This is a genomic window from Tardiphaga sp. 37S4 (genome assembly GCF_021044645.1).
Classification (GTDB): domain Bacteria; phylum Pseudomonadota; class Alphaproteobacteria; order Rhizobiales; family Xanthobacteraceae; genus Tardiphaga; species Tardiphaga robiniae.
Genome location: NZ_CP088008.1, coordinates 5,970,625 through 5,994,523, shown reverse-complemented (window position 1 = coordinate 5,994,523; position 23,899 = coordinate 5,970,625). Strand labels below are relative to the sequence as shown.

Annotated in this window: 23 protein-coding genes; 15 read left to right on the top strand and 8 right to left on the bottom strand. The window is 62.6% G+C overall.

All coding sequences use genetic code 11. From position 1 onward, the window contains the following. Positions 1–15 precede the first annotated feature (15 nt). From argJ to LPB73_RS28445, 3 genes are read left to right on the top strand one after another with little or no spacing between them, the layout of a single operon-like run. A complete protein-coding gene (gene argJ / locus LPB73_RS28455; RefSeq protein ID WP_175368045.1) occupies positions 16–1,263 on the top strand; it encodes a bifunctional glutamate N-acetyltransferase/amino-acid acetyltransferase ArgJ in 1,248 nt (415 codons plus the stop codon). A gap of 43 nt (positions 1,264–1,306) precedes the next feature. Beyond that, positions 1,307–1,849 carry a hypothetical protein gene (locus tag LPB73_RS28450; protein ID WP_231078974.1) on the top strand — a complete coding sequence of 181 codons (543 nt, stop codon included), beginning with the start codon at positions 1,307–1,309 and terminating at the stop codon, positions 1,847–1,849. Then, on the top strand, positions 1,846–2,244 hold the full coding sequence (locus tag LPB73_RS28445; protein ID WP_231078972.1) for a (deoxy)nucleoside triphosphate pyrophosphohydrolase: 399 nt from the start codon (positions 1,846–1,848) through the stop codon (positions 2,242–2,244). The genes LPB73_RS28450 and LPB73_RS28445 overlap by 4 nt, the downstream gene beginning before the upstream one ends. On the opposite strand, the gene LPB73_RS28440 is transcribed toward LPB73_RS28445, so the two are convergent. Continuing rightward, positions 2,241–3,089, bottom strand: coding sequence for a methyltransferase domain-containing protein (locus LPB73_RS28440; protein WP_231078971.1), 849 nt, complete (start codon positions 3,087–3,089; stop codon positions 2,241–2,243). The genes LPB73_RS28445 and LPB73_RS28440 overlap by 4 nt on opposite strands. A 77-nt stretch (positions 3,090–3,166) precedes the next feature. Here LPB73_RS28440 and LPB73_RS28435 point away from each other — a divergent pair, with 77 nt between their 5' ends. The 10 genes from LPB73_RS28435 (at position 3,167) to LPB73_RS28390 (ending at position 13,789) form a co-directional block, all read left to right on the top strand. Beyond that, positions 3,167–3,976: a ComF family protein gene (locus LPB73_RS28435; RefSeq protein WP_231078970.1), complete on the top strand. Its 810-nt coding sequence runs from the start codon at positions 3,167–3,169 to the stop codon at positions 3,974–3,976. Between the two features lie 31 nt (positions 3,977–4,007). After that, on the top strand, positions 4,008–4,283 hold the full coding sequence (gene grxC / locus LPB73_RS28430; RefSeq protein ID WP_068729362.1) for a glutaredoxin 3: 276 nt from the start codon (positions 4,008–4,010) through the stop codon (positions 4,281–4,283). Further along, positions 4,280–5,179, top strand: a complete 900-nt coding sequence (locus LPB73_RS28425) for a carbon-nitrogen hydrolase family protein (RefSeq protein ID WP_175368049.1) — start codon at positions 4,280–4,282, stop codon at positions 5,177–5,179. Before grxC ends, LPB73_RS28425 begins: the two co-directional genes overlap by 4 nt. Continuing rightward, positions 5,176–5,634, top strand: a complete 459-nt coding sequence (locus LPB73_RS28420; RefSeq protein WP_089267700.1) for a DUF1178 family protein — start codon at positions 5,176–5,178, stop codon at positions 5,632–5,634. The genes LPB73_RS28425 and LPB73_RS28420 overlap by 4 nt, the downstream gene beginning before the upstream one ends. A 352-nt stretch (positions 5,635–5,986) precedes the next feature. Continuing rightward, positions 5,987–7,930: a PrkA family serine protein kinase gene (locus tag LPB73_RS28415; protein ID WP_089267701.1), complete on the top strand. Its 1,944-nt coding sequence runs from the start codon at positions 5,987–5,989 to the stop codon at positions 7,928–7,930. A 25-nt stretch (positions 7,931–7,955) separates the two neighbouring features. Continuing rightward, positions 7,956–9,227, top strand: coding sequence for a YeaH/YhbH family protein (locus LPB73_RS28410; protein ID WP_231081277.1), 1,272 nt, complete (start codon positions 7,956–7,958; stop codon positions 9,225–9,227). Further along, the gene (locus LPB73_RS28405) at positions 9,224–10,759 is read left to right on the top strand and encodes a SpoVR family protein (RefSeq protein WP_231078969.1); all 1,536 of its coding nucleotides are present in this window, start codon (positions 9,224–9,226) and stop codon (positions 10,757–10,759) included. The genes LPB73_RS28410 and LPB73_RS28405 overlap by 4 nt, the downstream gene beginning before the upstream one ends. Positions 10,760–10,856: 97 nt before the next feature. Next, complete coding sequence (locus tag LPB73_RS28400) at positions 10,857–11,132, top strand: metal/formaldehyde-sensitive transcriptional repressor (protein WP_231078968.1); 276 nt, start codon at positions 10,857–10,859, stop codon at positions 11,130–11,132. A gap of 11 nt (positions 11,133–11,143) precedes the next feature. Then, positions 11,144–12,052, top strand: a complete 909-nt coding sequence (dmeF, locus tag LPB73_RS28395) for a CDF family Co(II)/Ni(II) efflux transporter DmeF (protein ID WP_231078967.1) — start codon at positions 11,144–11,146, stop codon at positions 12,050–12,052. A gap of 144 nt (positions 12,053–12,196) precedes the next feature. Then, positions 12,197–13,789, top strand: a complete 1,593-nt coding sequence (locus LPB73_RS28390; RefSeq protein WP_231078966.1) for a class I adenylate-forming enzyme family protein — start codon at positions 12,197–12,199, stop codon at positions 13,787–13,789. Here LPB73_RS28390 and LPB73_RS28385 read toward each other — a convergent pair whose 3' ends face one another. The 3 genes from LPB73_RS28385 to LPB73_RS28375 form a co-directional block, all read right to left on the bottom strand. After that, entirely contained in the window at positions 13,790–15,379 is a 1,590-nt protein-coding gene (locus LPB73_RS28385) for a gamma-glutamyltransferase family protein (protein WP_231078965.1), read from the bottom strand. It lies immediately after the preceding gene. Between the two features lie 68 nt (positions 15,380–15,447). Further along, entirely contained in the window at positions 15,448–16,656 is a 1,209-nt protein-coding gene (locus LPB73_RS28380; RefSeq protein ID WP_231078963.1) for an amidohydrolase family protein, read from the bottom strand. Between the two features lie 93 nt (positions 16,657–16,749). After that, positions 16,750–17,220 (bottom strand): MarR family winged helix-turn-helix transcriptional regulator, encoded by a 471-nt coding sequence (locus LPB73_RS28375; protein WP_231078961.1) that lies wholly within the window; start codon positions 17,218–17,220, stop codon positions 16,750–16,752. Positions 17,221–17,370: 150 nt separating this feature from the next. Here LPB73_RS28375 and LPB73_RS28370 point away from each other — a divergent pair, with 150 nt between their 5' ends. Continuing rightward, the gene (locus LPB73_RS28370) at positions 17,371–17,793 is read left to right on the top strand and encodes an organic hydroperoxide resistance protein (RefSeq protein WP_231078959.1); all 423 of its coding nucleotides are present in this window, start codon (positions 17,371–17,373) and stop codon (positions 17,791–17,793) included. 95 nt (positions 17,794–17,888) lie between these two features. Further along, on the top strand, positions 17,889–19,631 hold the full coding sequence (locus LPB73_RS28365; protein ID WP_231078958.1) for a cytochrome c biogenesis protein DipZ: 1,743 nt from the start codon (positions 17,889–17,891) through the stop codon (positions 19,629–19,631). Positions 19,632–19,640: 9 nt separating this feature from the next. On the opposite strand, the gene LPB73_RS28360 is transcribed toward LPB73_RS28365, so the two are convergent. From LPB73_RS28360 to LPB73_RS28345, 4 genes are all read right to left on the bottom strand, one after another. Further along, positions 19,641–21,020 (bottom strand): VWA domain-containing protein, encoded by a 1,380-nt coding sequence (locus tag LPB73_RS28360; protein WP_231078957.1) that lies wholly within the window; start codon positions 21,018–21,020, stop codon positions 19,641–19,643. 2 nt (positions 21,021–21,022) lie between these two features. Next, positions 21,023–21,970 carry an AAA family ATPase gene (locus LPB73_RS28355; RefSeq protein WP_231078956.1) on the bottom strand — a complete coding sequence of 316 codons (948 nt, stop codon included), beginning with the start codon at positions 21,968–21,970 and terminating at the stop codon, positions 21,023–21,025. 133 nt (positions 21,971–22,103) lie between these two features. Next, positions 22,104–22,865, bottom strand: coding sequence for a thermonuclease family protein (locus LPB73_RS28350; protein ID WP_231078955.1), 762 nt, complete (start codon positions 22,863–22,865; stop codon positions 22,104–22,106). A gap of 92 nt (positions 22,866–22,957) precedes the next feature. Continuing rightward, entirely contained in the window at positions 22,958–23,857 is a 900-nt protein-coding gene (locus LPB73_RS28345; protein WP_231078954.1) for an EamA family transporter, read from the bottom strand. Positions 23,858–23,899 lie beyond the last annotated feature (42 nt).

The window sequence follows — 23,899 nt, the reverse complement described above, 5'->3', positions numbered from 1 at the left end:
AAGCTGAAAGCACTCATGGCCAAGCCGTCCCCCGTCTCCCCCCTCGCCCCGACCGACGTTCCCGAGATGCCCGCCATTGCAGGCGTGCGCCTCGCCACCGCCGCCGCCGGCATCCGCTACAAGGGCCGCACCGACGTGCTGCTCGCGGTGATGGACAAGGGCACGACGGCAGCCGGCGTGTTCACCAAGTCGAAGTGCCCGTCGGCTCCCGTGGAGTGGTGCCGCGCGGTGCTGAAAAACGGCAAAGCGCAGGCGCTGGTGGTCAATTCCGGCAATGCCAATGCCTTCACCGGCAAGACCGGCAAGGCCTCGACCAAACTCACCGGCGACATCGCATCCAAGGCCGTCGGCTGCAAGCCGAACGAGATCTTCCTGGCCTCGACCGGCGTGATCGGCGAGCCGCTCGACGCCACAAAGTTCAACGGTGTGCTCGCCACACTCGCTGAAAGCGCCGGACCGGACGGCTGGATGGATGCCGCCAAGGCGATCATGACCACCGACACCTTCCCGAAGGTCGCGACGGCCACGGTGAAACTCGGCAAGGCCAAGGTCACCATCAACGGCATGGCCAAGGGCGCGGGCATGATCGCGCCGGACATGGCGACGATGCTGTCCTTCATCTTCACGGATGCACCGATCAGCGCGCCCGCATTGCAGGCACTCCTGAAGGCCGGCGTGGAAGATTCGTTCAATGCCGTGACCATCGACGGCGACACCTCGACCTCGGACACGCTGCTGATGTTCGCCACCGGCGCAGCAGCCGCACAGGGCGCGCCGAAGATCACCAAGGCCAGCGACATCAGGCTGAAGCCTTTCGTGAAGGCCCTGAACGTCATTCTCAATGACCTCGCCGAACAGGTCGCACGCGATGGCGAAGGCGCGCGCAAGCTGGTGGAAGTCGTCGTCGAAGGCGCGACGACCAAGGCCTCGGCGCGCAAGATCGCCATGTCGATCGCCAATTCGCCGCTGGTGAAAACGGCGATTGCCGGCGAAGACGCCAATTGGGGCCGCGTGGTGATGGCTGTCGGCAAGGCCGGCGAGCCCGCCAACCGCGACAAGCTCTCGATTGCGTTCAATGGCATCCGTGTCGCCAAACTGGGCGCACGCGACCCGTCCTATGACGAGACCGAAGTGTCCAACGCGATGAAGAACCCCAAAGTGCAGATCAAGGTCACCCTCGGCCTCGGCAAGGGCCGCGACCGCGTGCTGACCTGCGACCTCACCAAGGAATATGTCGCCATCAACGGCGACTATCGGTCTTAGCTTGCTACTGCGCCTGCGGACGACGTCGATGAAGATATGTGCGATGGCCGGCACGACAGGGGGTCTGATCCTTGCCTGTGCCGTCGCAATGCCAATCGGCACCGCCGAAGCGCAGGATCAGTCATCGAGCAGGACACGCACGCTCACCCGCAGCGTCAAGGCCGGTCAGGAGGTCGGCCTTGGCTTCGCGGTGCGATGGAACGCGAAATGTGAGCCGGTGCTGCCCAAGCTCACTATCGCCAAACCTCCGTCGCATGGCAGTCTGTGCGGACGGACGATCATGGTCACCCCACAAAAGAATGTGACCGGGGACGACCAGACCTGTGTCGGGAAACGCATGCGCGCACTGCAACTGGTTTACATGCCCAGCAGCGACTATTCGGGAGCGGACACGGTCGACTACATCATCGAACTGCCGCGCGTGCAGCTCACGACCCATGTCGACATTCAGGTAATCCCGAACGATGCTGCAACCAAAACTCTCATACCGAACAATGAGAGCGCGCCCGGAAAAGCTGGCGATGCGATCGTTCCCTGTGCCCCACACATGTCCCAGACAACCAACAACCGCGTAATAACCCTATGAAACTCGTCCTCGTCGTCGCCTGCGCATTGATTGATCCCGACGGCCGCGTGCTGATCGCACAGCGGCCGGAAGGCAAGGCGCTGGCCGGCCTGTGGGAATTTCCCGGCGGCAAGCTGGAGCCCGGCGAACGGCCGGAAGCGGCGCTGATCCGCGAGCTCGACGAGGAGCTCGGGATCACGGTGAAGGAAGCCTGCCTCGCGCCACTGACCTTCGCCAGCCACGCCTATGAGGACTTCCACCTGTTGATGCCGCTCTATATCTGCCGGCGCTGGGAAGGCCTCGCGATCTCCAGGGAAGGCCAGAATCTTGCCTGGGTGCGCCCCAACAGGCTGCGCGACTATCCGATGCCGGCCGCGGATATCCCGCTGATCCCGCATCTGATCGATCTGCTCTAGGGCTTCAGCCCCTTCACCGCGTCGGCGAGACTTGCTTTCGCCGAGCCCGGCTTCAGCGGCTTCTGCTGGCTCTCATGCGGCGCCCAGCCGGATAGCCAGATGACGTCGAAGGTCGCGCGGATGCGGCCGTCGGGATCGGCAAAGCGTTCACTGTAGATCTGCGCCATACGCAGCAGCGTCGCGCGGCGCAGCGGCGCCCGGCGGCGCTCGACCAGCACATTGGTCGCGCCCATCCTGCGCAGATCCTGCATCAGACCGAAGGCACTGTCGTAGCGCACCACGACGCGATCCACATCGGTCACCGGCAGCGCAAATCCCGCGCGCTGCAGCAAGGCGCCGACATCGCGCAGATCGGCCATTGGTGCGACGCGCGGCGAGATGCCGCCTTCGCGTTCGGCTTCCGCCGCGGCGAAGGACTGCCGCAGCTCGGTCAGCGTGTCGCCGCCGAGCATTGCGGCCAGCAGCAGACCGTCAGGCTTCAGCGCGCGGCGGATCTGCGCCATGACGCCTGGCAGATCGTTAACGAAGTGCAGCCCGAGCGCGGAAATGACGAGATCGAGCGACGCCGGCGCGAGATTGAGACCATCGCTTTCGACATCGGGCACGTCGGCATGTGTGAGATGGCCGACACGCCCGGCCACGACGTCATGCAGACGGTTACCCGGCGTCGCGACGTCAGCCGCATTGTCGAACTGGCGCAGCACCGCCTGCAATCGCTCATCCATGTCGGCGATGACACGGTCCAGCAGGAAATTCTCGGCGCCCAGCCGCGACGCACGAGCCTGCCGTGCCCGCAGCAGAGCGCGGTCGAACAGAATAGGTGCGGCATTCGGGGTCTGAGCCATGCGGCTTGGTACGCCGAAGACCGGGGATCTGGCAATCGCGCTTGAGATCAACTCAGGAGAGCTCTAGCCTTCAACCTATGGACGCAGAGGCGACAGTGTCACGGTCCCTACCCGCGCAATTGCGCGGCGCGCTGAAGCTTTGCCGGTCTGCATGGACGCAAACCGCCCGCCTTGCGCTCGACATCGCGCTGCCGACGCTCTGCGTCGCCTGCCGGGAACCCGTCGCCGGCGAAGGCGTCTGCGCAGCCTGCTGGGGCCAGCTCTCCTTCATCGCGCCGCCCTTCTGCAGCCGGCTCGGCATCCCCTTCGTCTACGATCCCGGCCCGGGCATCCTGTCGATGCAGGCGATTGCTGATCCGCCGGCCTATCAGCGCGCCCGCGCAGCTGTGCGCTACGATGATGTCGCCCGCGCGCTGGTGCGTCAGTTGAAATATCATGACCGGACAGACCTCGCGCCAACCATGGGTCGCTGGATGGCGCGAGCGGGGAAGGAATTGCTCGCGGATGCCGATATTCTGGTGCCGGTGCCGCTGCATTGGCGGCGCGGCTTCAGCCGGCGCTTCAACCAGTCCGGCGCGCTGGCCCGGGCAATCGGCCGGCAGAGCGGCGTTGCAATATCCCGCGACGCCTTGCGGCGCATACGCCCGACCGAGCACCAGATCGGCCTGTCGCGCACCGAGCGCGCCAGCAATGTCCAGGGCGCCTTCAAGGTCCCGCCTGAACGCCGGGCTGAAATCCAGGGGCGCCGCGTCATTCTGGTCGACGACGTGCTGACCTCGGGTGCCACGACCGACGCCTGCGCACGGGCGCTGCTGCGCGCCAAGGCGGCCCAGGTCGATGTGCTGGTCTTTGCGCGGGTTGTGGAGGCCCACAAGGTCCCCATATAATCAGACATTTCCCTGCGAACCGGAGCACACGATGGCCGCCGCGATTGAAATCTACACCCGCCCCGGCTGCGGCTATTGCAGCGCCGCGATCTCGCTGCTCCAGCGCAAGAAAGCTGCATTCACCCATTTCGACACCGCGACCGATCCGAAGCTGCGCCAGGAAATGTTCGACCGTACCTATCCCGGCGCCACCTTCCCGCAGATCTTCATCGATGGCACCCTTATCGGCGGCTGTGACGATCTCTATGCATTGGACCGCGAAGGCAAATTTGACGCCATGATCGCAGGCGAGAAGGCCACCTCATGAGCCAGACATCTCCGACGTCCGAGCCCCAGACCTTCACCGCCGCAATGGTGCAGATGCGCACCGGCCTGCTGCCGGAGCCGAGCCTCGAACAGGGCCGCCATCTGATCCGCGAAGCCGTGCTCGCCGGCGCTGACTATGTGCTCACGCCGGAAGTGAGCAACATGATGCAGCTCAACCGCACAGCGCTGTTCGAACATCTGCGCCCGGAAGAAGACGACCTCTCGCTGAAGGCTTATCGCGCGCTCGCCGCGGAGCTGAAGATCTACCTGCATATCGGATCGCTGGCCGTGCTGGCCAACCCCGAACGCGCCGCCAATCGCTCGTTCCTGATCGGACCGGACGGCAATGTCCTGGCGAGCTACGACAAGATCCACATGTTCGACATCGACCTGCCGAACGGCGAGAGCTATCGCGAATCCGCGAATTATCAGCCGGGCGAGACCGCCGTCATCTCGGATCTCCCCTGGGGCCGCATCGGTCTGACCATCTGCTACGACGTCCGCTTCCCGGCGCTTTATCGCGCATTGGCCGAAAGCGGCGCGTCTTTCCTCACCGTGCCCTCGGCGTTCACCCAGAAGACCGGCGAAGCTCATTGGCACACGCTGCTGCGCGCCCGCGCCATCGAGACTGGCTGCTTCGTCTTTGCGGCAGCCCAGGGCGGCGTGCATGAGAACAAGCGTGCGACATATGGACACTCGCTGATTATCGACCCATGGGGCGTGGTTCTGGCCGAAGCGACGGGCGTCGAGCCGGGCTTCATTCTGGCCAAGATCGATCCTGCGAAGGTGACGGAAGCGCGCAAGACCGTACCGTCCCTGCAGCACGGCCGTCGTTTCAGCGTCAGCGATCCCAAATCGGGCCCAGACTATCTGCACCTTGTCCGGCAAGCGACATGATCCGTTACGACCTGCGCTGCGAGAAGGGCCATGCTTTCGAAAGCTGGTTCCAGAGTTCCGGCGCCTATGACTCCCAGGTGAAGCGCAAGCTGGTGAATTGCCCGAATTGCGGATCGGTGAAGGTCGAAAAGGCCATTATGGCCCCGCGTATCGTGGGCAAGAGCAAGAATCGCCCGGCACCCGCCCCTGACGCCGGTTCCGAGACCACAGCCCCGCTGATGATGGCGCCGCAGGAAGCCGAACTGCGCGCCAAGCTGAAAGAACTGCGCGATCACGTTACCAAAAACGCGGACAATGTCGGTGAAAGCTTCCCGACCGAAGCTCGCAAGATGCATTATGGCGACATCGAACATCGTCCGATCTACGGCGAAGCGACGCCGGATGAAGCACGGTCGCTGATCGATGAAGGTATCGAGGTGACTCCGCTGCCTGTCCTGCCCAGCGATCGGAACTGAGCGCAACCTCCGCTCACCAGCATTCTTGTGCGCGTTTCGACTCATCCAAACTGCGCCGTCGGTACATGATTCCGAAAGCTTCCCACATACGGCAACTTTGTGGCGTTCGAGTCACAGGCGTGCACAATCGCTTTGTTAGCCCTTGAGACATGGCAAAACTCGCCTAACTTATAAGCAAGTGCCTGAATATGAGTCGCGCGATGCACTCAGATCGCATTGCGCGATTTCGGACCTGGATGTGTCCTGAAGGCTATAGTGCTGATGTTGAGTCGCGATCGGAAAGACGCGTTCCGTTACCACCTTAGGAGCATCGCGACCAACAGGACGGCCGACCAGCAAGGAGAGAGGGATCATGTACAACGATTCTCTGTTCAATGCGTTCGCTAGAAGTTACGAAGCCCGAAGTGAGACGGACATGTCGATGTCCGAGTATCTGGAATCCTGCAGAGGGGACCCGATGCGATATGCGAACGCGGCGGAACGCCTACTGGCGGCGATCGGCGAGCCTCAAATGATAGACACGGCCAAGGATCCACGCCTTGGCCGTATTTTTTTGAATCGTACCATCCGTAGCTATCCAGCCTTTGCCGGCTTTCACGGCATGGAAGATACGATCGAACGCATCGTCGCCTTCTTCCGACATGCGGCGCAGGGTCTCGAAGAGCGCAAGCAGATTCTCTATCTGCTCGGCCCGGTCGGCGGCGGCAAATCATCGCTTGCCGAGCGCCTCAAGGCCTTGATGGAAGTCCATCCCATCTATGTGCTGAAAGCCGGCGACGAACTCTCTCCGGTTTATGAAAGCCCGCTCAGCCTGTTCGATCCCGACACGCTCGGCCCGATGATCGAAGAGAAATACGGCATTCCGCGCCGGCGGCTTACGGGTCTCATGAGTCCGTGGTGCTACAAGCGGCTCGAAGCTTTCGGCGGCGACATCTCGCAATTCCGCGTCGCCCGCATCCAGCCGTCGCGATTGCGCCAGATCGCCATCGCCAAGACCGAACCCGGTGACGAGAACAACCAGGACATCTCCTCGCTGGTCGGCAAGGTGGATATCCGCAAGCTCGAAATCTTCGCCCAAAACGATCCCGACGCTTACAGCTATTCCGGTGGCCTCAACCGCGCCAATCAGGGCGTGCTTGAATTCGTCGAAATGTTCAAGGCGCCAATCAAGATGCTGCATCCGCTGCTGACGGCGACGCAGGAAGGCAACTATATCGGCACCGAAAACATCGGCGCAATTCCGTTCACCGGCGTGATTCTCGCTCACTCCAACGAGTCCGAGTGGCAGAGCTTCAAGGCCAACAAGAACAACGAAGCCTTCATCGATCGTATCTGCGTCATCAAGGTGCCGTACTGCCTGCGCGTCACTGAAGAACAGAAGATCTACGAGAAGCTCATTCAGGGCTCCGAACTCGCCACCGCACCTTGCGCACCGGCGACATTGGAAACCCTGGCGCGCTTTTCCGTGATGTCGCGGCTGCGCAAGCACGAAAACTCGACCACCTTCGCCAAGATGCGGGTCTATGACGGTGAAAGCCTGAAAGAGTCGGATCCGAAGGCCCGCAGCGTTCAGGAATACAAGGACGCCGCCGGTGTTGACGAAGGCATGGACGGTGCCTCGACGCGCTTCGCGTTCAAAGTTCTGGCCGCAACCTACAATCACGACACGTCGGAGATTGGGGCGGATCCCGTACACCTGATGTATACGCTGGAACAAGCGATCCGCAGGGAGCAGATGCCTGATGAAGTCGAAAAACGTTATCTCGAATTCATCAAGGCCGAGCTAGTACCGCGCTATGCGGAGTTCATCGGTCACGAAATCCAGAAAGCCTATCTGGAATCCTATTCGGACTACGGCCAGAACCTGTTCGATCGCTACGTCGACTATGCCGATGCCTGGATCGAGGATCAGGACTTCAAGGATCCTGACACCGGACAATTGCTCGATCGCGAATTGCTCAATCAGGAACTGAGCAAGATCGAAAAACCGGCCGGAATCGCCAACCCCAAGGACTTCCGCAACGAAGTCGTGAAGTTCTCGCTTCGCTCGCGAGCACAGAACGGTGGAAAGAATCCGACCTGGACGAGTTATGAGAAGATCAGGGAAGTCATCGAAAAGCGCATCTTCTCTCAAGTTGAAGATCTGCTTCCGGTGATCTCCTTCGGATCGAAGAAGGACGGCGAGACCGAGAAAAAGCATGACGACTTCGTCGCGCGGATGATCGTTCGCGGCTACACCGAGCGCCAGGTTCGCCGTCTCGTCGAATGGTACATGCGCGTGAAACAGGCCGGCTGACGCAAGGAGCCAACATAACGTGGCCATGCATATCGTCGATAGACGCCTGAACCCGAGCAGCAAGAGTCTTGAGAACCGCCAGCGGTTCTTGCGACGCGCGAAAGCTCTGGTTCAGGGAGCCGTCAAGAAAGCCTCCCAGGACCGCGACATCAAAGACGTCCTGGAAGGCGGCGAAGTGTCCATCCCGCTCGACGGGATGAACGAGCCCCGCTTCTATCGCGAAGGCGGCATTCGCGACCGGGTGTTGCCCGGCAACGTAAAATTTGTGGAAGGTGATTACCTTCAACGGCCGCAATCGAAGAGCGGCAGATCGAACGATGCCGGTGAAGGCGACGGCGAGGATGCATTCCGGTTTGTGCTCAGCCGGGAGGAGTTCGTCGACATTTTCCTCGACGACCTGGAACTGCCGGATCTTTCCAAGCGCAAGCTGGCCGAAGTCGAAAACGAAGGCCTGCGCCGCGCCGGATATACGACGTCCGGTTCGCCTGCCAATATCTCGGTCAGCCGCACCGTACGCTTGGCCATGGCACGACGGGTTGCACTGCAGCGACCGCGACCCGAGGCCATTGCACAGTTGGAAGCTGAACTGGAGCATTGCAATGACGAGCGCCGCCCCGAATTGCTGGCAGAGATCACGCGGCTGAAATCCAAGATGCGGCGGATTCCGTTCATCGACCCCATCGACATCCGCTATCGCCGCTTCGAGAACGTGCCGAAGCCGGTGGCGCAGGCGGTGATGTTCTGCCTGATGGACGTCTCCGGCTCGATGTCCGAGCACATGAAGGATCTCGCCAAGCGGTTCTACATGCTGCTCTATGTCTTCCTGACGCGTCGCTATCGCAAGGTCGAAATCGTCTTCATCCGTCACACCGACCGTGCCGAGGAAGTCGACGAGCAAACCTTCTTCCACGGCCCCGCGTCGGGCGGCACGCTGGTTTCCAGCGCACTGCAGGCCATGCATGAGATCGTGCAGTCACGCTATCGCCCCGCCGACTGGAATATCTATGCCGCACAGGCCTCGGACGGCGACAACTCCTATGCCGACGGGGATCTCTCCGGTCGCCTGCTCAAGGACATGATCCTGCCGGTGACGCAGTTCTTCGCCTATCTGGAAGTGGGCGAGAGCGGCAGCCACCCGTTCGAAATGTCGGAGTCCTCACTGTGGACGCTGTATCAGCGGCTGCGCGCGGAAGGTGCACCGCTGTCGATGCGCAAGGTGAACGACCGCAGTGAGATTTTTCCGGTGTTCCACGACCTGTTTCAGCGTCGCCAGGCCAAAGAGAGGGTGGCTCCATGACAGACCGTCTCTATGAAGGTGCCGACTGGGACTTCGCCACATTGCAGCGCATCCACGATGCCTGCGAGGAGATCGCCGAAAAAGAGCTCGGCCTCAACGTCTACCCGAACCAGATCGAAGTCATCACTGCCGAACAGATGCTGGACGCCTACTCGTCCGTAGGCATGCCGCTGTATTACAAGCACTGGTCGTTCGGCAAACAATTCGCCCATCAGGAAGCGTCCTATCGCAAGGGCCTGATGGGCCTGGCCTATGAGATCGTCATCAACTCGTCGCCATGCATTTCCTACCTGATGGAGGAAAACACGGCGACGATGCAGACGCTGGTGATTGCCCACGCCGCTTTCGGCCATAATCACTTCTTCAAGAACAATTATTTGTTCAAGCAGTGGACCGACGCCGACGGCATTCTCGACTATCTCGATTTTGCCAAGGGCTACGTGGCGCAGTGCGAGGAAAAGCATGGCCGCGCAGCGGTGGAGCAGACGCTCGACGCCGCTCATGCGTTAATGTCGCACGGCGTCGATCGCTATCCCGGTAAGAAATCACTCGATTTGCGAGCCGAGGAAAAGCGCGCCAAAGAACGCCGCAATCACGAAGAAACCTCGTTCAACGATCTGTGGCGCACGGTGCCGACGGGGCGTACAAAGAGTGCCTCACTGCTCAGCGCGGAGCGACGACGCGCTCTGCTCGGCCTGCCGCAGGAAAACCTGCTGTACTTTCTGGAGAAATCCGCACCGCGCCTGAAGATCTGGCAGCGCGAACTCATCCGCATCGTTCGGCACATCTCGCAATACTTCTATCCGCAAGGTCAGACCAAGGTGATGAACGAAGGCACGGCCACTTACGTGCACTATCGCATCATGAGCCGACTGCATCAGACCGGACAGATCTCGGACGGCAACTTCCTGGAATTCCTGCAGTCGCACACCAATGTCGTGTTCCAGCCGAATTACGATGACCGGCGCTTCTCGGGCTTCAACCCCTATGCGCTCGGCTTCGCAATGATGCAGGACATCGAAAAAATCGTCACCGATCCGACCGACGAAGACCGCGCGTGGTTTCCCGATATCGCCGGCAAAGGCGATGCAATGGCGGTCCTGCGCGATATCTGGGCGAATTACCGCGACGAGAGCTTCGTCAGCCAGTTCCTGAGCCCACGACTGATGCGCCACATGCGGATGTTCCACCTGCATGACGATCCGGCCGTGTCGGAAGGCATCCGCGTCGACGCCATCCATGACGAGCGTGGCTATCGCCGCGTCCGACGTGTGCTGGCGCGTCAGTACGACGTCGGCCTGATTGATGCGAATATCGAAGTGGTGGACGTCGACCTCGCCGGCGATCGCCGGCTGATGCTGAAGCATTCGGTGCTCAATGGCGCCCTGCTGAATGAGGCCGACGCCAAGCGGGTGCTGCAGCATCTCGCCGATCTCTGGAGCTACGACGTCTCGCTTGCCGAGGTCGATGCTTCCGGCCTGGTGCTCAAGGAACACGTCGCCCATCCCCGCGTGATGGCCGCGGCCGCCTGATCGATCCCTCTCCGTCTCCTCCCGCAAACTCCCCTGCCCGGCTTGTCGCCGGGCGGGGACTTTCGCTCGGACGAAATATAGGGTAGGGGACTATCCTATGTCGCATCTCACCGCTAACAAGACCAAGCTGCTCGCCCGGGTCCGTCGGCTCGCCGGCCAAATGGCCGCCATCGAGAAGGCCATCACCGAAGACGCCGGCTGCGCCACGATTCTGCATCAGGTCGCAGGCGTGCGCGGCTCCGTGAGCGGGCTGATGGATGAACTGATCGAGGACCATGTCCGCGAGCATGTCGCCCATCCCGGTCTCAGCGCCGACGACCGGGCGGCCGGCGCCGAAGAACTCGTCGCCGCTATCCGGCGGTACGCGAAATAAGGACCGGCAGTATGCGCACCCACGACATCGACCACCTGTCCCACGAGCACATGTTTCTTGGCGACAATCACGACGAGAACACCCGCCGCACGCTGTGGGTGGTCGTCCTTACGGCGCTGATGATGGTCGGCGAGATCGTTGCCGGCACTGTCTTCAACTCGATGGCGCTGCTGGCTGACGGCTTCCACATGGCGACCCATGCGGTGGCGCTCGCCATTGCTGCGGGTGCCTATGCCTATGCACGCCGCAACGCACATAACCGCCGCTTTACTTTCGGCACGGGCAAGGTCGGCGATCTCGCCGGCTTTGCCTCTGCGTTGGTGCTGGCGGTCATCGCCCTCGGCATCGCCGTCGAATCCGTGCAGCGGCTATTCAATCCATCCGCAGTCGCTTTCGGCGAAGCCACGGTGATCGCCGTCATCGGCTTGATCGTGAATATCGCCAGTGCGTTTCTGCTGAGCGGCGGGCATCATCACGACGGTCATGACCACGACCATCACCACGGCGCGCATCATCACGACAACAACATGCGCTCCGCCTTCATGCATGTGCTGGCCGATGCGCTGACCTCGGTGCTCGCCATCGCCGCGCTGCTAGCCGGCCGCTATCTGAACTGGGTTTGGCTCGATCCTGTGATGGGCATCGTCGGCGGCATCGTCATCGCCGCCTGGGCGTGGAATCTGCTGTGCGACACGGCGGCCGTGTTGCTCGACACGTCAGATCCGCATCTGGAACAGGAAATCCGCGATGAGGTCGAGCGCCCCGGCGACGCCCGCATCTTCGACCTCCACGTGTGGCGCGTCGGCCCCAGTGCGCATGCCGCGATCGTCGGCTTTGCCGGCGGAGCCAGCACAGAGACGGTGCGGCAGCGCCTCGCGGCCGTGCATGAATTGCAGCACGTGACTGTGGAAGCGCGCTAGCGTCGGACGCACATCTCCCGCGTTACGAGCCATGCAGCGAGGCGGGTTGGCATTCGCAGCATGGCTGATTAACCTGACGTCATCATCGCCAGCCAAATGGCGGGGCGTGCCGATTGCGGCGCGCAAAAAACGTCTGGGACGGACATGCAAGGACAGATCCCGCCGGGAACCTCAACGCCGGCCACCCGCCATGAAGTTCTCTACAGCGACCGCGTCGTCACCTGTTTCTCCGATCGTCCGCCGACCCTCGACGCCATGCTGCGCGCTGCTGTCGCGCGAAAGCCGGAGGGCGTCGCGCTGGTGCTCGGCGAGGAACGAGTCGCCTATGCGGAGCTCGACCGCGTCGCGGAGAATGTCGCCCACAATCTGATCGCCTGCGGCTTCAAGAGGGGCGAGCGCATCGCGGTGCTGCTCGGCAACTGCCTGGAGTTCATCTTCTGCGCGCTCGGCGCCGTCCGCGCGGGGATGATCGTCGTGCCGCTCAACACCCGGCAACGCATGCCGGAGATCGACTATGTGCTGCAGCAGTGCCGGGCCTCGGCGCTGGTCTATGACAGCGACTGCGAGGTGAACCTGCCCGAGCAACGCACCGAATTACGCAAGCTCTGGGTGGTCGGCAGCGGGCGTGCGCCATCCTTTGCGGAGCTGACGAAAGATGCGCCTGCCGCTGCGCTTCCCGAACTCCATCAGGAAGACACCGCGTTTCTGCTCTATACGTCGGGCACCACTGGCAACCCGAAAGGCGCGATGCTTACCCATGCAAGCATCATCCATTCGCTGCTGAACTTCCAGCACGGCTATGGCCTGCACGACGGTGACGTCACCATGCTGGCGGTGCCAGCATCGCATGTCACCGGGCTTGTGGCATTGATCCTTGCGACCATCAATGTCGCCGGAACGACGGTCATCCTGCCGACCTTCAAGGCACCGGAGTTTCTCGCTGTCGCGGCACGCGAGCGCATGACCTACACACTAATGGTGCCCGCGATGTATAATCTCTGCCTGCTGCAGCCGGATTTCGATCGTCACGATCTGTCTTCATGGCGCATCGCCGGCTTCGGCGGCGCGCCGATGCCCGAAGCGACCATCACGCGCCTCGCCGAGGTGCTGCCGAAGCTTAATCTCTGTAATGCCTATGGTTCGACTGAGACTTCATCACCCGCGACGATGTTTCCGCCCGGCTCGCCCGTCAGCAAGATCAATTCGGTCGGACGCCCGGTAACCGGCGCGCATATCGTGGTTGCTGATGATGACGGCCGCGAGGTGCCGGCCGGCCAGGACGGCGAATTGCTGATTGCCGGCGCTATGGTCGTGCCGGGCTATTGGGACAACCCGGATGCGACGCGCACCGGCTTCGTCGGCGGCTATTGGCGCTCCGGCGATATCGGCCGCATGGATGCGGGCGGCTATGTCTATGTGGTCGACCGCAAGAAGGACATGATCAATCGCGCCGGCTTCAAGATCTACTGCACCGAGGTCGAAAACGTGATGTCACATCATCCCGCCATCGTCGAAAGCGCAGTGGTGGGCAAGCCCGATCCAGTGCTGGGCGAACGCGTACACGCCTTCGTCTACAGCCCCGATGGCGGCAATGAGGCCGACATCCGCAAGTACTGCGCGGAGCGACTGTCCGACTACAAGGTGCCGGACACCATCACCTTCCTGAAGGAGCCGCTGCCACGCAACGCCAACGGCAAGATCCTCAAGACCGAGCTACGCAAGATGATGGGGGGTTGATCACCAAGCGGCGACAGCACCATCCGAGCGCGGGTCCGTCGCGCCTTCTAGCACGCCATTGGCGTGCAGCACGATGGCGCCGGCATGGCCCATGGTGCCGGTATAGCTGCCGAGCACCTCGACCACGTGACCGGCATCCCGAAGCTGCTGGATCAATCCGGGATCGAAGCGATCCTCGACCTTCAGCGTGACGCTCTCGTCGCCCCAGGTCTTGCCGAGCAGCCAGCGCGGCGCCGTCACCGCCTGCTGCAGCGGCATGCCGAACATGCCGTAGCGCGAGAACACTGCAGACTGCGTCTGCGGCTGACCTTCGCCGCCCATGTTTCCATAGACCATACGACGGCCGTCATCGAAGATCGCCATCGCGGGATTGAGCGTGTGGAACGGCTTGCGGCCCGGCTTCAGCGCATTCCAGCCGCTCTCGGCAAGCCGGAACGAGGCGCCGCGATTCTGCCAGCAGATGCCGGTTTCCGGCAGCACGACGCCGGAGCCGAATTCGAAATAGACCGACTGGATGAACGACACCGAACGGCCCTGTTCGTCGATGACGCCGAGCCAGATGGTATCGCCGGGCTTGCGCACATGCGGCCATGGCAGCGCAATCTTGCGATCGATATGGCGCGCCAATTCATCAAGCTTCGCGTCCTCAAGGAACGTCGCGGGATCCACCGTCATGTGATCGGGATCGCCGACATGCTCGTCGCGGACGATGAAGGCCTGCTTGGTGGCCTCAACCAGACCGTGAATGTGATCGAAACCTTCGGCCTGGGTGACGCCGAGCCGATCGAACATCGCGAGGATCATCAGCGACGATAGACCCTGCGTCGGCGGCGCCATGTTGAACAGCTGCGCGCCGCGCACCGTGGTCGACAGCGGCGGACGCTCGGTGGCTTGATGGTTCTGCAGATCGGCCCCGGTGATGGGCGATGCGACCCTGGCGAGGTCAGCGGCGATCGTGTCGGCCAGCTTGCCGTTGTAGAAACTCTCGAAGCCCTCGGCGGCCAGACGCTTCAGCGTCGCGCCGAGCGCCGGCAGCTTCATGATATCGCCTTCGGCCGGCGCCTGCCCGTTCGGCATGAAAGTCCCGGCGAAATTCGGCTGGTCCTTCAGCTCCGCGAATTTCTCAGACGTCAGTTCGGATTGGCTGCGCGTAACGACGATGCCATTTTCGGCATAATAGATCGCACTTTCCAGCAGCCGCTCGCGCGCCATCGGCTTCTGCCAATGCTGCGAGATATCCAGCGCTTTCTGCCAGCCGGACACGGTCCCGGCGACGGTGTTCGCAGCGAGCGGTCCGCGGAACGGAATCGCCGAAGCGCCCTTCGACGCATAGTAAGCAAGGTCCACCGCTGCGCCGGCGCGGCCGCAGGCATCCACCGTGATCGGCGCCTTGCCGGGCTCGGCGATCAGCCAGAAGCCGTCGCCGCCGATGCCGGTCATGTGCGGATAGACCACTGCGAGCGCCGCCGCTACGGCGATCGCCGCTTCCACAGCGGTCCCGCCGTCCTTGAGCACATCGAGACCGGCCTGCGACGCCAAGTGATGCGGCGAGGTCACCATGCCCCGTCGCGCGCGCGGTGTTTCAAGCATTCGTCGTCTCCAGAACTCGTGGCATGCCAGCTTTGTTTGGCGCAGTCGTAACGGGTCTGGCCGATGATTCAAGCCTTTCGGACGACCTTGCCGTCCCGCGCGACCAGCCGGCCGTTCTTGTAGACCGCGCGGCGCTTTGGCAGATCGACCACGGCCTGCGGCACGTGCGGTGCATCGATGGCGACGAAGTCGGCCTTGGCGCCGACGCGGAGACCGTGATCTTCCAGCCGCAGCGCTTTCGCACCACCGGCCGTGACGATGTCGAAGGCCAGCATCAGATCTTCGTCGGTGTTGAAGCCCGAGCGATAGCCGATCATCATGGCGCGGCCGAGCATGTCGCCATCGCCATAGGGCCACCACGAGTCTCGGATGTTATCGCAACCGCCGAACACGGTGACGCCGGCCTTGCGCAGCAGCTTCACCGGCGGAAACGGCCGCGCGCCGGGCGCATTGGTCATGATGGCCACGCCGCTCGAAGCCAGTGCCTCCGCCGTGCGCTGAACCACGTCAGCCGCGACATCGCCAAGCGAATAAGCGTGGCTGATGGCGACATGGCCCTGCATGCCCAATGCCCGCGTGCGCGCGCAGATCTGTTCGATCTCGAAAATGCCGAGCATCGAGGGATCATGCAGATGGATGTCGACATCGACGCCGCGGCGCTCGGCGATGCCGAACACCACGTCGAGATGCTTCTCGACATCGCGATCGAATCCGCCGGGGTCGAGGCCACCGATCACGCTCGCGCCGAGATCGAAAGCAGCATCGAGCAGATCCGGCGTGCCCAGGCTGCGCAGGATGCCGCTTTGCGGGAAGGCGACAAGCTGGATGTCGATGAGGTCGCGATGCGCCTCGCGCACGGCGAGGATGGTCTCCAGCGATGTCAGGCCGACCGAACCGTCGACCATCACATGGCTGCGCATGCGCGTGCTGCCGTGGCCGAGGCAAAGCTCAAGCTGGCTCCGCGCGCGCTCGGCCATCGGCGCGGCCTTGGCCATGTTGTCGGCCTGGATGGCGACGCGCTCCTGCACGTTGAAGCCGTTCGAATAGGGCACATGCGGCCGCCAGACGTCGCCGTAGAAACTGGTGTCGAGATGGATGTGACCTTCGACGAAGGACGGGATCACAAGCGTGCCGCCGAGATCGACGGTCTCTGCGGTTGTCGGTGCTGGATCGCTGCCGGATATGATCTCGGTGATCAGACCGCCACTGACGGCAATCGTGTTGAGGCTGCCGTCGGCGAATTTCGCCCGCGTAAAAATTTTGTCGATGTCGCTCACGCCAACCTCTCGGACTGATCTGCTGCCGCGAGGTTACAGGAGGACGACACAGCATGCACCCGCATGCCGGCCACTGCATGGCCGATACGCGGGTCAGCTCTCGCGCGCAGCCTTGATGAGATTGTCGCGCAGCGTGGCGACGCCCTGCTGCATTTTCTTGAACTCGTCCGGCTCGAGACCGGATGCCTTGACGAGATTCATGGTCAGCCCCTTCTCGCGCAACCGCCGTCCTTCGTCGGTCAGGCTGATCACCACCTGCCGCTCGTCCCCGGGATCGCGCTGCCGGCGCAGATAGCCCATCGCTTCGAGCTTCTTCAGGATCGGCGTCAGCGTGTTGGACTCCAGAAACAGCTTTTCGCCGAGGCTGCCCACGGTCTGCCCGTCCTCCTCCCACAGCGCCACGATGGCGATGTACTGGGTGTAAGTCAGACCGAGCTTTTCGAGGATCGGCTTGTAGGCCCGGCCATAGGCCAGATTGGCTGAATAGATCGAAAAGCAAAGGAAATCCGACAGTTTCGGCCCGGCCTGCTCGGATTTGACCGATTTTAGCTTGCTTGATGACATGTCCGCACTCCCGTCAGGACACGAGAACGTGACCTATCGCATCCATATATATCGGATGCGATTAAATCGGAAGAGTTGACAGATGGATCGGAGCCGTTATTTGTATCGCACTCGATTACATCGCGTACGATACAAATAGGAGCTACGACCATGACCTCGACCACCATCGAAAAGGTTCTCTATACCGCCCAGACCCACACCACCGGTGGCCGCGATGGCGCCTCGCGCAGCTCTGACGGCCGGCTCGAGGTCAAGCTGTCGCCTCCCGGCTCGGCCGGCGCCGGCACCAATCCCGAGCAAATGTTCGCGGCCGGCTGGTCCGCCTGCTTCATCGGCGCCATGGGGCGCGCCGCCGGCAATCTGAAGGTCAAGCTGCCGGCCGACGTTGCCGTCGACACCGAAGTCGACCTTGGCACCACCGGCGGCGACTTCTTCCTGCAGGCTCGCCTCAATGTCAGCCTGCCCGGCCTCGCGCCGGACATCGCGCGCCAGGTGGTCGATGCCGCGCATCAGATCTGCCCTTACTCGAAGGCAACGCGCGGCAACATCAATGTCGCGATCAACCTGATCTGACCCTCACCTTCTTCCGCGGACCGTCAACCGGTCCGCGGATCGCGGCGCTCCCCCGAATGGTCGCCGGCTTCACTCGTGTATTTCTGGAGATCACCGTGACGCTCTTCATCCTCGCTTATGCAGCCGGCCTGCTCACCATCGCATCGCCCTGCATCTTCCCGATCCTGCCGATCATTCTCGCCCGCGCGGACCAGCCGTTTCGCCGCAGCGGATTGCCCTTGCTGATCGGCCTCACACTGACTTTCGCGGTGGCCGCCAGTCTCGCCTCTGTCGCCGGCAACTGGGCGATCGAGGCAAATCGCTATGGCAGAACCATCGCCCTCATCGCAATGACGCTATTCGGCCTGGCACTGCTGTTGCCGACTCTGGCCACGCGGCTGATGGCGCCGCTGGTGCTACTCGGTGTGAAGCTGTCCGGCTGGGCCGGCCAGAATGATACAAACGCCAAACGCACACCGGTCGCTTCGCTGCTACTCGGCATAGCGACGGGCCTCGTCTGGGCACCCTGTGCCGGACCGGTGCTGGGCCTGATCCTCACCGGCGCGGCACTGCACGGGCCGGGAATCGATACCGTGTTGCTGTTGCTCGCCTATGGTCTTGGTGCGGCAACGTCACTCGCCGCCGGCATGCTACTGGGCGGACGCTTGCTCGCCAAAGCGCGCGAGCTGATGCCATGGAGCGACGGCGTGCGTCGCGCGCTGGGTGGCGCAGTGGTGCTCGGCGCTATCGCGATCTGGGCCGGACTGGATACGCGCCTGCTGACGCAACTATCTCTGCCGTCGACGACGGCGTTTGAAAGCAAGCTGATCGACACGCTGCAGCCCGCGCCATCCGCGCAGGCCGGAACGTCCATCGGCAATGCCACACCCCATGCGTCACTGTCTGGTCCGCTCGCATCGATCGTGGGCAGCAGGCAATGGCTCAACACGTCGCCGCTGAAGGCTGAAGACCTGCAGGGCAAGGTCGTGCTGGTGAATTTCTGGACCTATTCCTGCATCAACTGCCTGCGCGTGCTGCCGCATGTGCGTGCCTGGGCCGAGAAGTATCGCGATCAGGGTCTCGTCGTGATCGGCGTGCACACGCCGGAATTCGCCTTCGAGAAGAACGTTGGCAATGTCAGCACTGCAACAACGAAGCTTGGCGTCGGCTATCCCGTCGCGATCGACAACGACTTCCGGATCTGGCGCGCCTTCAGCAACAATGCTTGGCCTGCCCTCTACTTCGTCGGTGCCGATGGCCACATTCGTCATCAGGCGATCGGCGAAGGCAATTACGCGCTGTCAGAAAAGCTGATCCAGCAATTGCTCGCCGAGGCCGGCCACGAGCCAACCAACAACGCCGCAACCGTGACAGCCGAAGGCACGCAGGTTGCGGCGGACGAAGTCCAACTCCGGTCGTCGGAAACCTATCTCGGCTATGGACAGGCTACCGGCTTCACCTCACCGGGCGGCGCACGTGAAGACGTGCCGAACCTCTATCGCGGCATCGACATGCTGCCGCTAAACCGCTGGACGCTGGGCGGCACATGGACCATCGGCCGCGAATATGCGCAGCTCGATGAGGCGTCCGGCCGTATCGCCTATCGTTTCCACGCCCGCGACCTGCATCTGGTTCTCGGCCCATCACGGGACGGCAAGCCGGTGCGCTTCCGCGTCACCATCAATGGCGCAGCACCCGGCGCCAGCCATGGCACCGATACCGATGCCGAGGGATATGGCACCGTGACGGATGCGAAGCTGTATCAGCTGGTGCGGCAGGCTGGCGACGTCACCGACCGTACATTCGGAATCGAATTCCTCGATCCGGGCGTGCGGGCCTATGCCTTCACCTTCGGCTGATGACGACGGCTATTGATAGGTCGCCACGATATCCGCGACGGCGCGCTCGAGTTGCTGCGCCGTCGCGCATTGGCGCACGACATTGCAGAAGGTCGCATAGCGCGGCATTTCGGAATCGCCGAAGCCCCAGCCCATCCGTCCTTCCGGATTGAGCCAGACCAGCCGCTTCGAACGCTCGCCGATGCGGCGCAAGATGTCGGCGCGCGGATCGAGATTGTTGCTGCGGGCATCGCCGAGCACAATGACCGTGGTCTGCGCCGTGATCGCGCTCATGAAACCCTTCTCGAAATCGACGAAGGAGCGACCATAGTCGGACGAGCCGTAGCCAACCGACGACATGATCTGCTTCATCGCCTCTTCAGGTTTGTTTTTCTCCAGGACTTCGCTGACTTCGATCAGGTTGCCGGAAAAAGCGAAGGAGCGCACATCGGACACAACTTCATGCAGGCTGTGGATCAGCAGCAGGAAGAAGTCGGAGACCTGCGCAACCGAGCCCGAGACATCGCAAATAGCGACGATCTTCGGTTTGTCACGATGACGGCGCTTCCATGCCGTCATGAACGGCACGCCGCCCCAAGCAGCATTGCGGCGGATGGTGCGGCGGACGTCGAGATGGCCACGGCGCTGCCGTTTGCGCGGCTTGCTGAAGCGTTCGCGCAGCCGCCGCGCGATCTGCCGGATCAGAACGCGCATCTGCGCGATCTGCCGCTGTTCCAGCCGCGCCATCGGCGCATTGCGCAGGATCTCATTGCGCAACGCCTCTTTCTCCTCGCGGCCATAGAGCAGCAGCGCCTGCGCGACCATTTCGCTGACGGTCTCGCGCAGGCTGCGGAGCGCCGTTGCAAGCCGTTCTGCATCTGCTGGATTGCGGGTCGTGAGCGCATCGATGTCGTCGCGCAGTTGCGCGATCCCGAGCTGCTCGAGCACCCGGCTGGCAAACAGCCCCCGCTGGGTGAAGACACGGATGTCGGTCAGGCCGGCGGCATTCGATGCGTTTGAAAGCGCCGCGGCAATGGCGGCGCGGTCCTGCGCCAGCAGCATCTGCGCGAGCGAACCGAGTTCGGCAGGAGCCTGACCGGACGCCGTGCCTTCCGCAGTTTCGGTGCCGCTCTCGCTCGCACCCTCGTCCGCATCCTTCGCGTCGTCGTCATTTGCCGCTGGAGGCTGCTCGAACTCGGGGTGGGTGAAGAAGGTATCAAAACAGGCGCCGAGCGCGGCCTTGTCGTCGCCGGATTTCGCCAGCGTCAGCAGCAGCGCATCGCGCAGGATGCCGCGATCGGAGGGACCGACCTCGGCGACCGCGCGCATCGCATCGATACTTTCGGCGGGCGAGATTTTCACCCCGGCGCCGCGCGCCGCCCGAAAGAAGCGATGCAGCGTGTCGCGCATGGCTAACCGAACACGCCCTGCCGGTCGGCCTTGGCAACGAAGCCCGAGACCTGCGGCAGTGTCGCTTCAATATCGCCTTCGTATTTCAGCAGCACGTTGAGCGTGTCTTTCACCATCTCGTGGCCGAGTTCGGATGCGCCGAGCAGCACCAGCACCTTGGCCCAGTCGATGGTCTCGCTGACCGACGGCAGCTTCTTCAGGTCCAGCGTGCGGACCTGATTGACGAAACCGACAAGCTGCTTGCGCAGTGTCGCGGAAACACCGGGCACGCGAGTCTCGACGATGCGCTCTTCGAGCTTGGGCTCGGGAAAGCCGATATGCAGATGCAGGCAGCGGCGCTTCAGTGCGTCGCCAAGATCGCGCTCGCCGTTCGAGGTCAGGATCACGGTCGGCGGTACGATGGCTACGACGGTGCCGAGCTCGGGGATCGTGACCTGGAAGTCGGACAGGATTTCGAGCAGCAGTGATTCGAATTCGGCGTCGGACTTGTCGATCTCGTCGATCAGAAGCACGCAGCCCATCGGCTGTTCCAGAGCGCGCAGCAACGGACGCGGCTCGACGAACTCCTTGGAGAAGAACACGTCGCCGAAATCGTGCAACTGGTCGAGCGCCTTGTCGAGCGTATCGGCCCCGCCCAGCACTTCGCCGAGCTTGTCTTTCAATATCTGGGTGTAGAGCAGCTGCTTGGCGTATTTCCACTCATACAGCGCTTTGGCCTCGTCGAGGCCCTCATAGCACTGCATGCGGATCATCTCGAGGCCGCGCGAGGCAGCGATCGCCTTGGCAAGTTCGGTCTTGCCCACACCGGCCGGGCCTTCGACCAGAATCGGCTTCTCGATTTTCTCGGCGAGATAGACAGCGGTGGCGATCTGCCGGCTGGCGATATAGCCGGCAGAAGCCAGGCTGCGCTCAACGGCTTCGATCGATGCTGAACTGGTGTTCTCGGCCACGCGCTTCACTCCGGATTTCGCATACTGGAATAAGCCCCTTAAACAGGTTTTGGGCGCACGCGCCCGGCTCATTTCGGCGTCCTGATTTGCTACGTGGTTCAGCCGGCGGCGTCCAGCGCCACCGACTCATCGCTCAGTTGCGCCGACTGGGGGCCTGACAGTTGAGCGCCTTGCGGTAACCCGCGGCGCGGGCGTCGTCCTCGCTGCAGAACCAGCGATCCGGCTTCGGCTGGGTCGCGTAGTTCTGACACTGGGGAATAAGATAAACGCCGACATGGCCGGTAAACTTGGCGCGGCGGACCTGTTTCGCCCGGATATTGCAGCCCGCCGGCATCGCGAGATCGGTGGGAAATAGCGCCGCGCGCAGCTCCTTGTCCTTGTCGCTCCGACAGGCCGAGCCGAGCAATGGGCTGTCACTCGCCTTGCGGCGGAACTCCGCGGGCGTCACGAAGCACCCGCGCCACAGCCCTTGGCGCTTGTCCTTGGCCGCCGTCTCATCGGGCTTGAAGCTGGTCTTGGCGCTTACCTTGTCCGACGGTTCGATACTCACCGCATAGCCCGATTGGATCACCGCCTGATTGAGGCTACCCGTCTCGCCAACGACGCTGCAGAGACCGGCGCGACGGTTCTTGTAGATCTTGTCCTCGCCAAGGTCCTCACAGCGAACCTCGCGCTTGCCGATCAGCTTCACCAGCTGGTCCCTTGCTTCGACGCCGCAGGCCCAGTTGTCGGCGTGTTCGTCGACACAGGGCTGATCCACCTCCGGCGCGTCCAGGCCGGCAAGCTTGTAGGCGACATTGCCGATCTGGATGGTGTCGCCGTCCTTGACGATGGCTTCGACCGCCGAGGCCGGGTTGGCGACAAGCAGCAGGAAGAGCAAGGACAGGATGCGCATCAATCTGGTCTCGGGATCGGCACGGGGAGGGCTGCGATCAGTCCTATCGCAGCAGACGCGCCCACGAAAGAGACATCACGCGCACTGCGCCGTCACACCGCAACCAGCATCGCCACACCGACGACAATCAGCGCGATCCCCGACAATTCGCGCGCCGAAAGGGGCTGCTTGAACGAATAATAGGCGACAGCCTGCGCGAACAGCACCTCGACCAGCGCCAGCGTCCGGACATTGGCGGCGGCCGTAAGTGCAAATGCCAGGAACCAGAATTGCGAGGCGGCTGCGCCCATGAAGCCGGCCAGCATCGATGGCTTCCACAGGCCGAGGATGTCGCTCAGCACCTTGGGTGCACGGGCCAGCAGATAAATGGTCAGGATCAAGGTCTGCACGAACAGTGCCCAGACCAGCGCATAGGATGCCGCCGTGACGAAGCTGACACCGGGCACCGTGATGATGGCACCGCGAAAACCGACGGCCGACAGTGCGAAAGCCGCAGCCGCGACCAGTCCGAGGACGGTCGGCCGGATGCTGGCGATGTTGCGCGTGGCACTGGGCCGCAGCGCCGTGACAACGACTCCGATGGTGGCAATCAGGATTGCCGTGACCTTCAGCACCGTCAGATGATCGCCGAGAAAGACGAAACCGAAAATCGCGGTCTGGATCGCCTCGGTCTTGAGATAGGCCGTGGTGACCACAAAGGAGCGATCATTCATCGCTGCCAGCATGAGCCCTGTGGCAAAGATCTGGCTCAGCGCGCCGAGTAGCAGCCACGGCCAGAATTCGGCTGATGGCCACGGCACCTTGTCGCCCGTCGCCAGGATGATCACCACGAAAAAGACGATCGAAAACGGGAAGCCGAACAGAAAACGGATGTTGGTGGCGCCCCAGGTCCCGAGCGGTCCGGTGAGCGAGCGCTGCATGGCATTGCGCGCCACCTGCCCCAGCGAGGCGATGATAGTGAAGGGGATCCAGAGCGAGGCGATGGTGAACATGAGGCAGGATGGTCCGCGAGCGATGGCGCGGAACCTGACTGC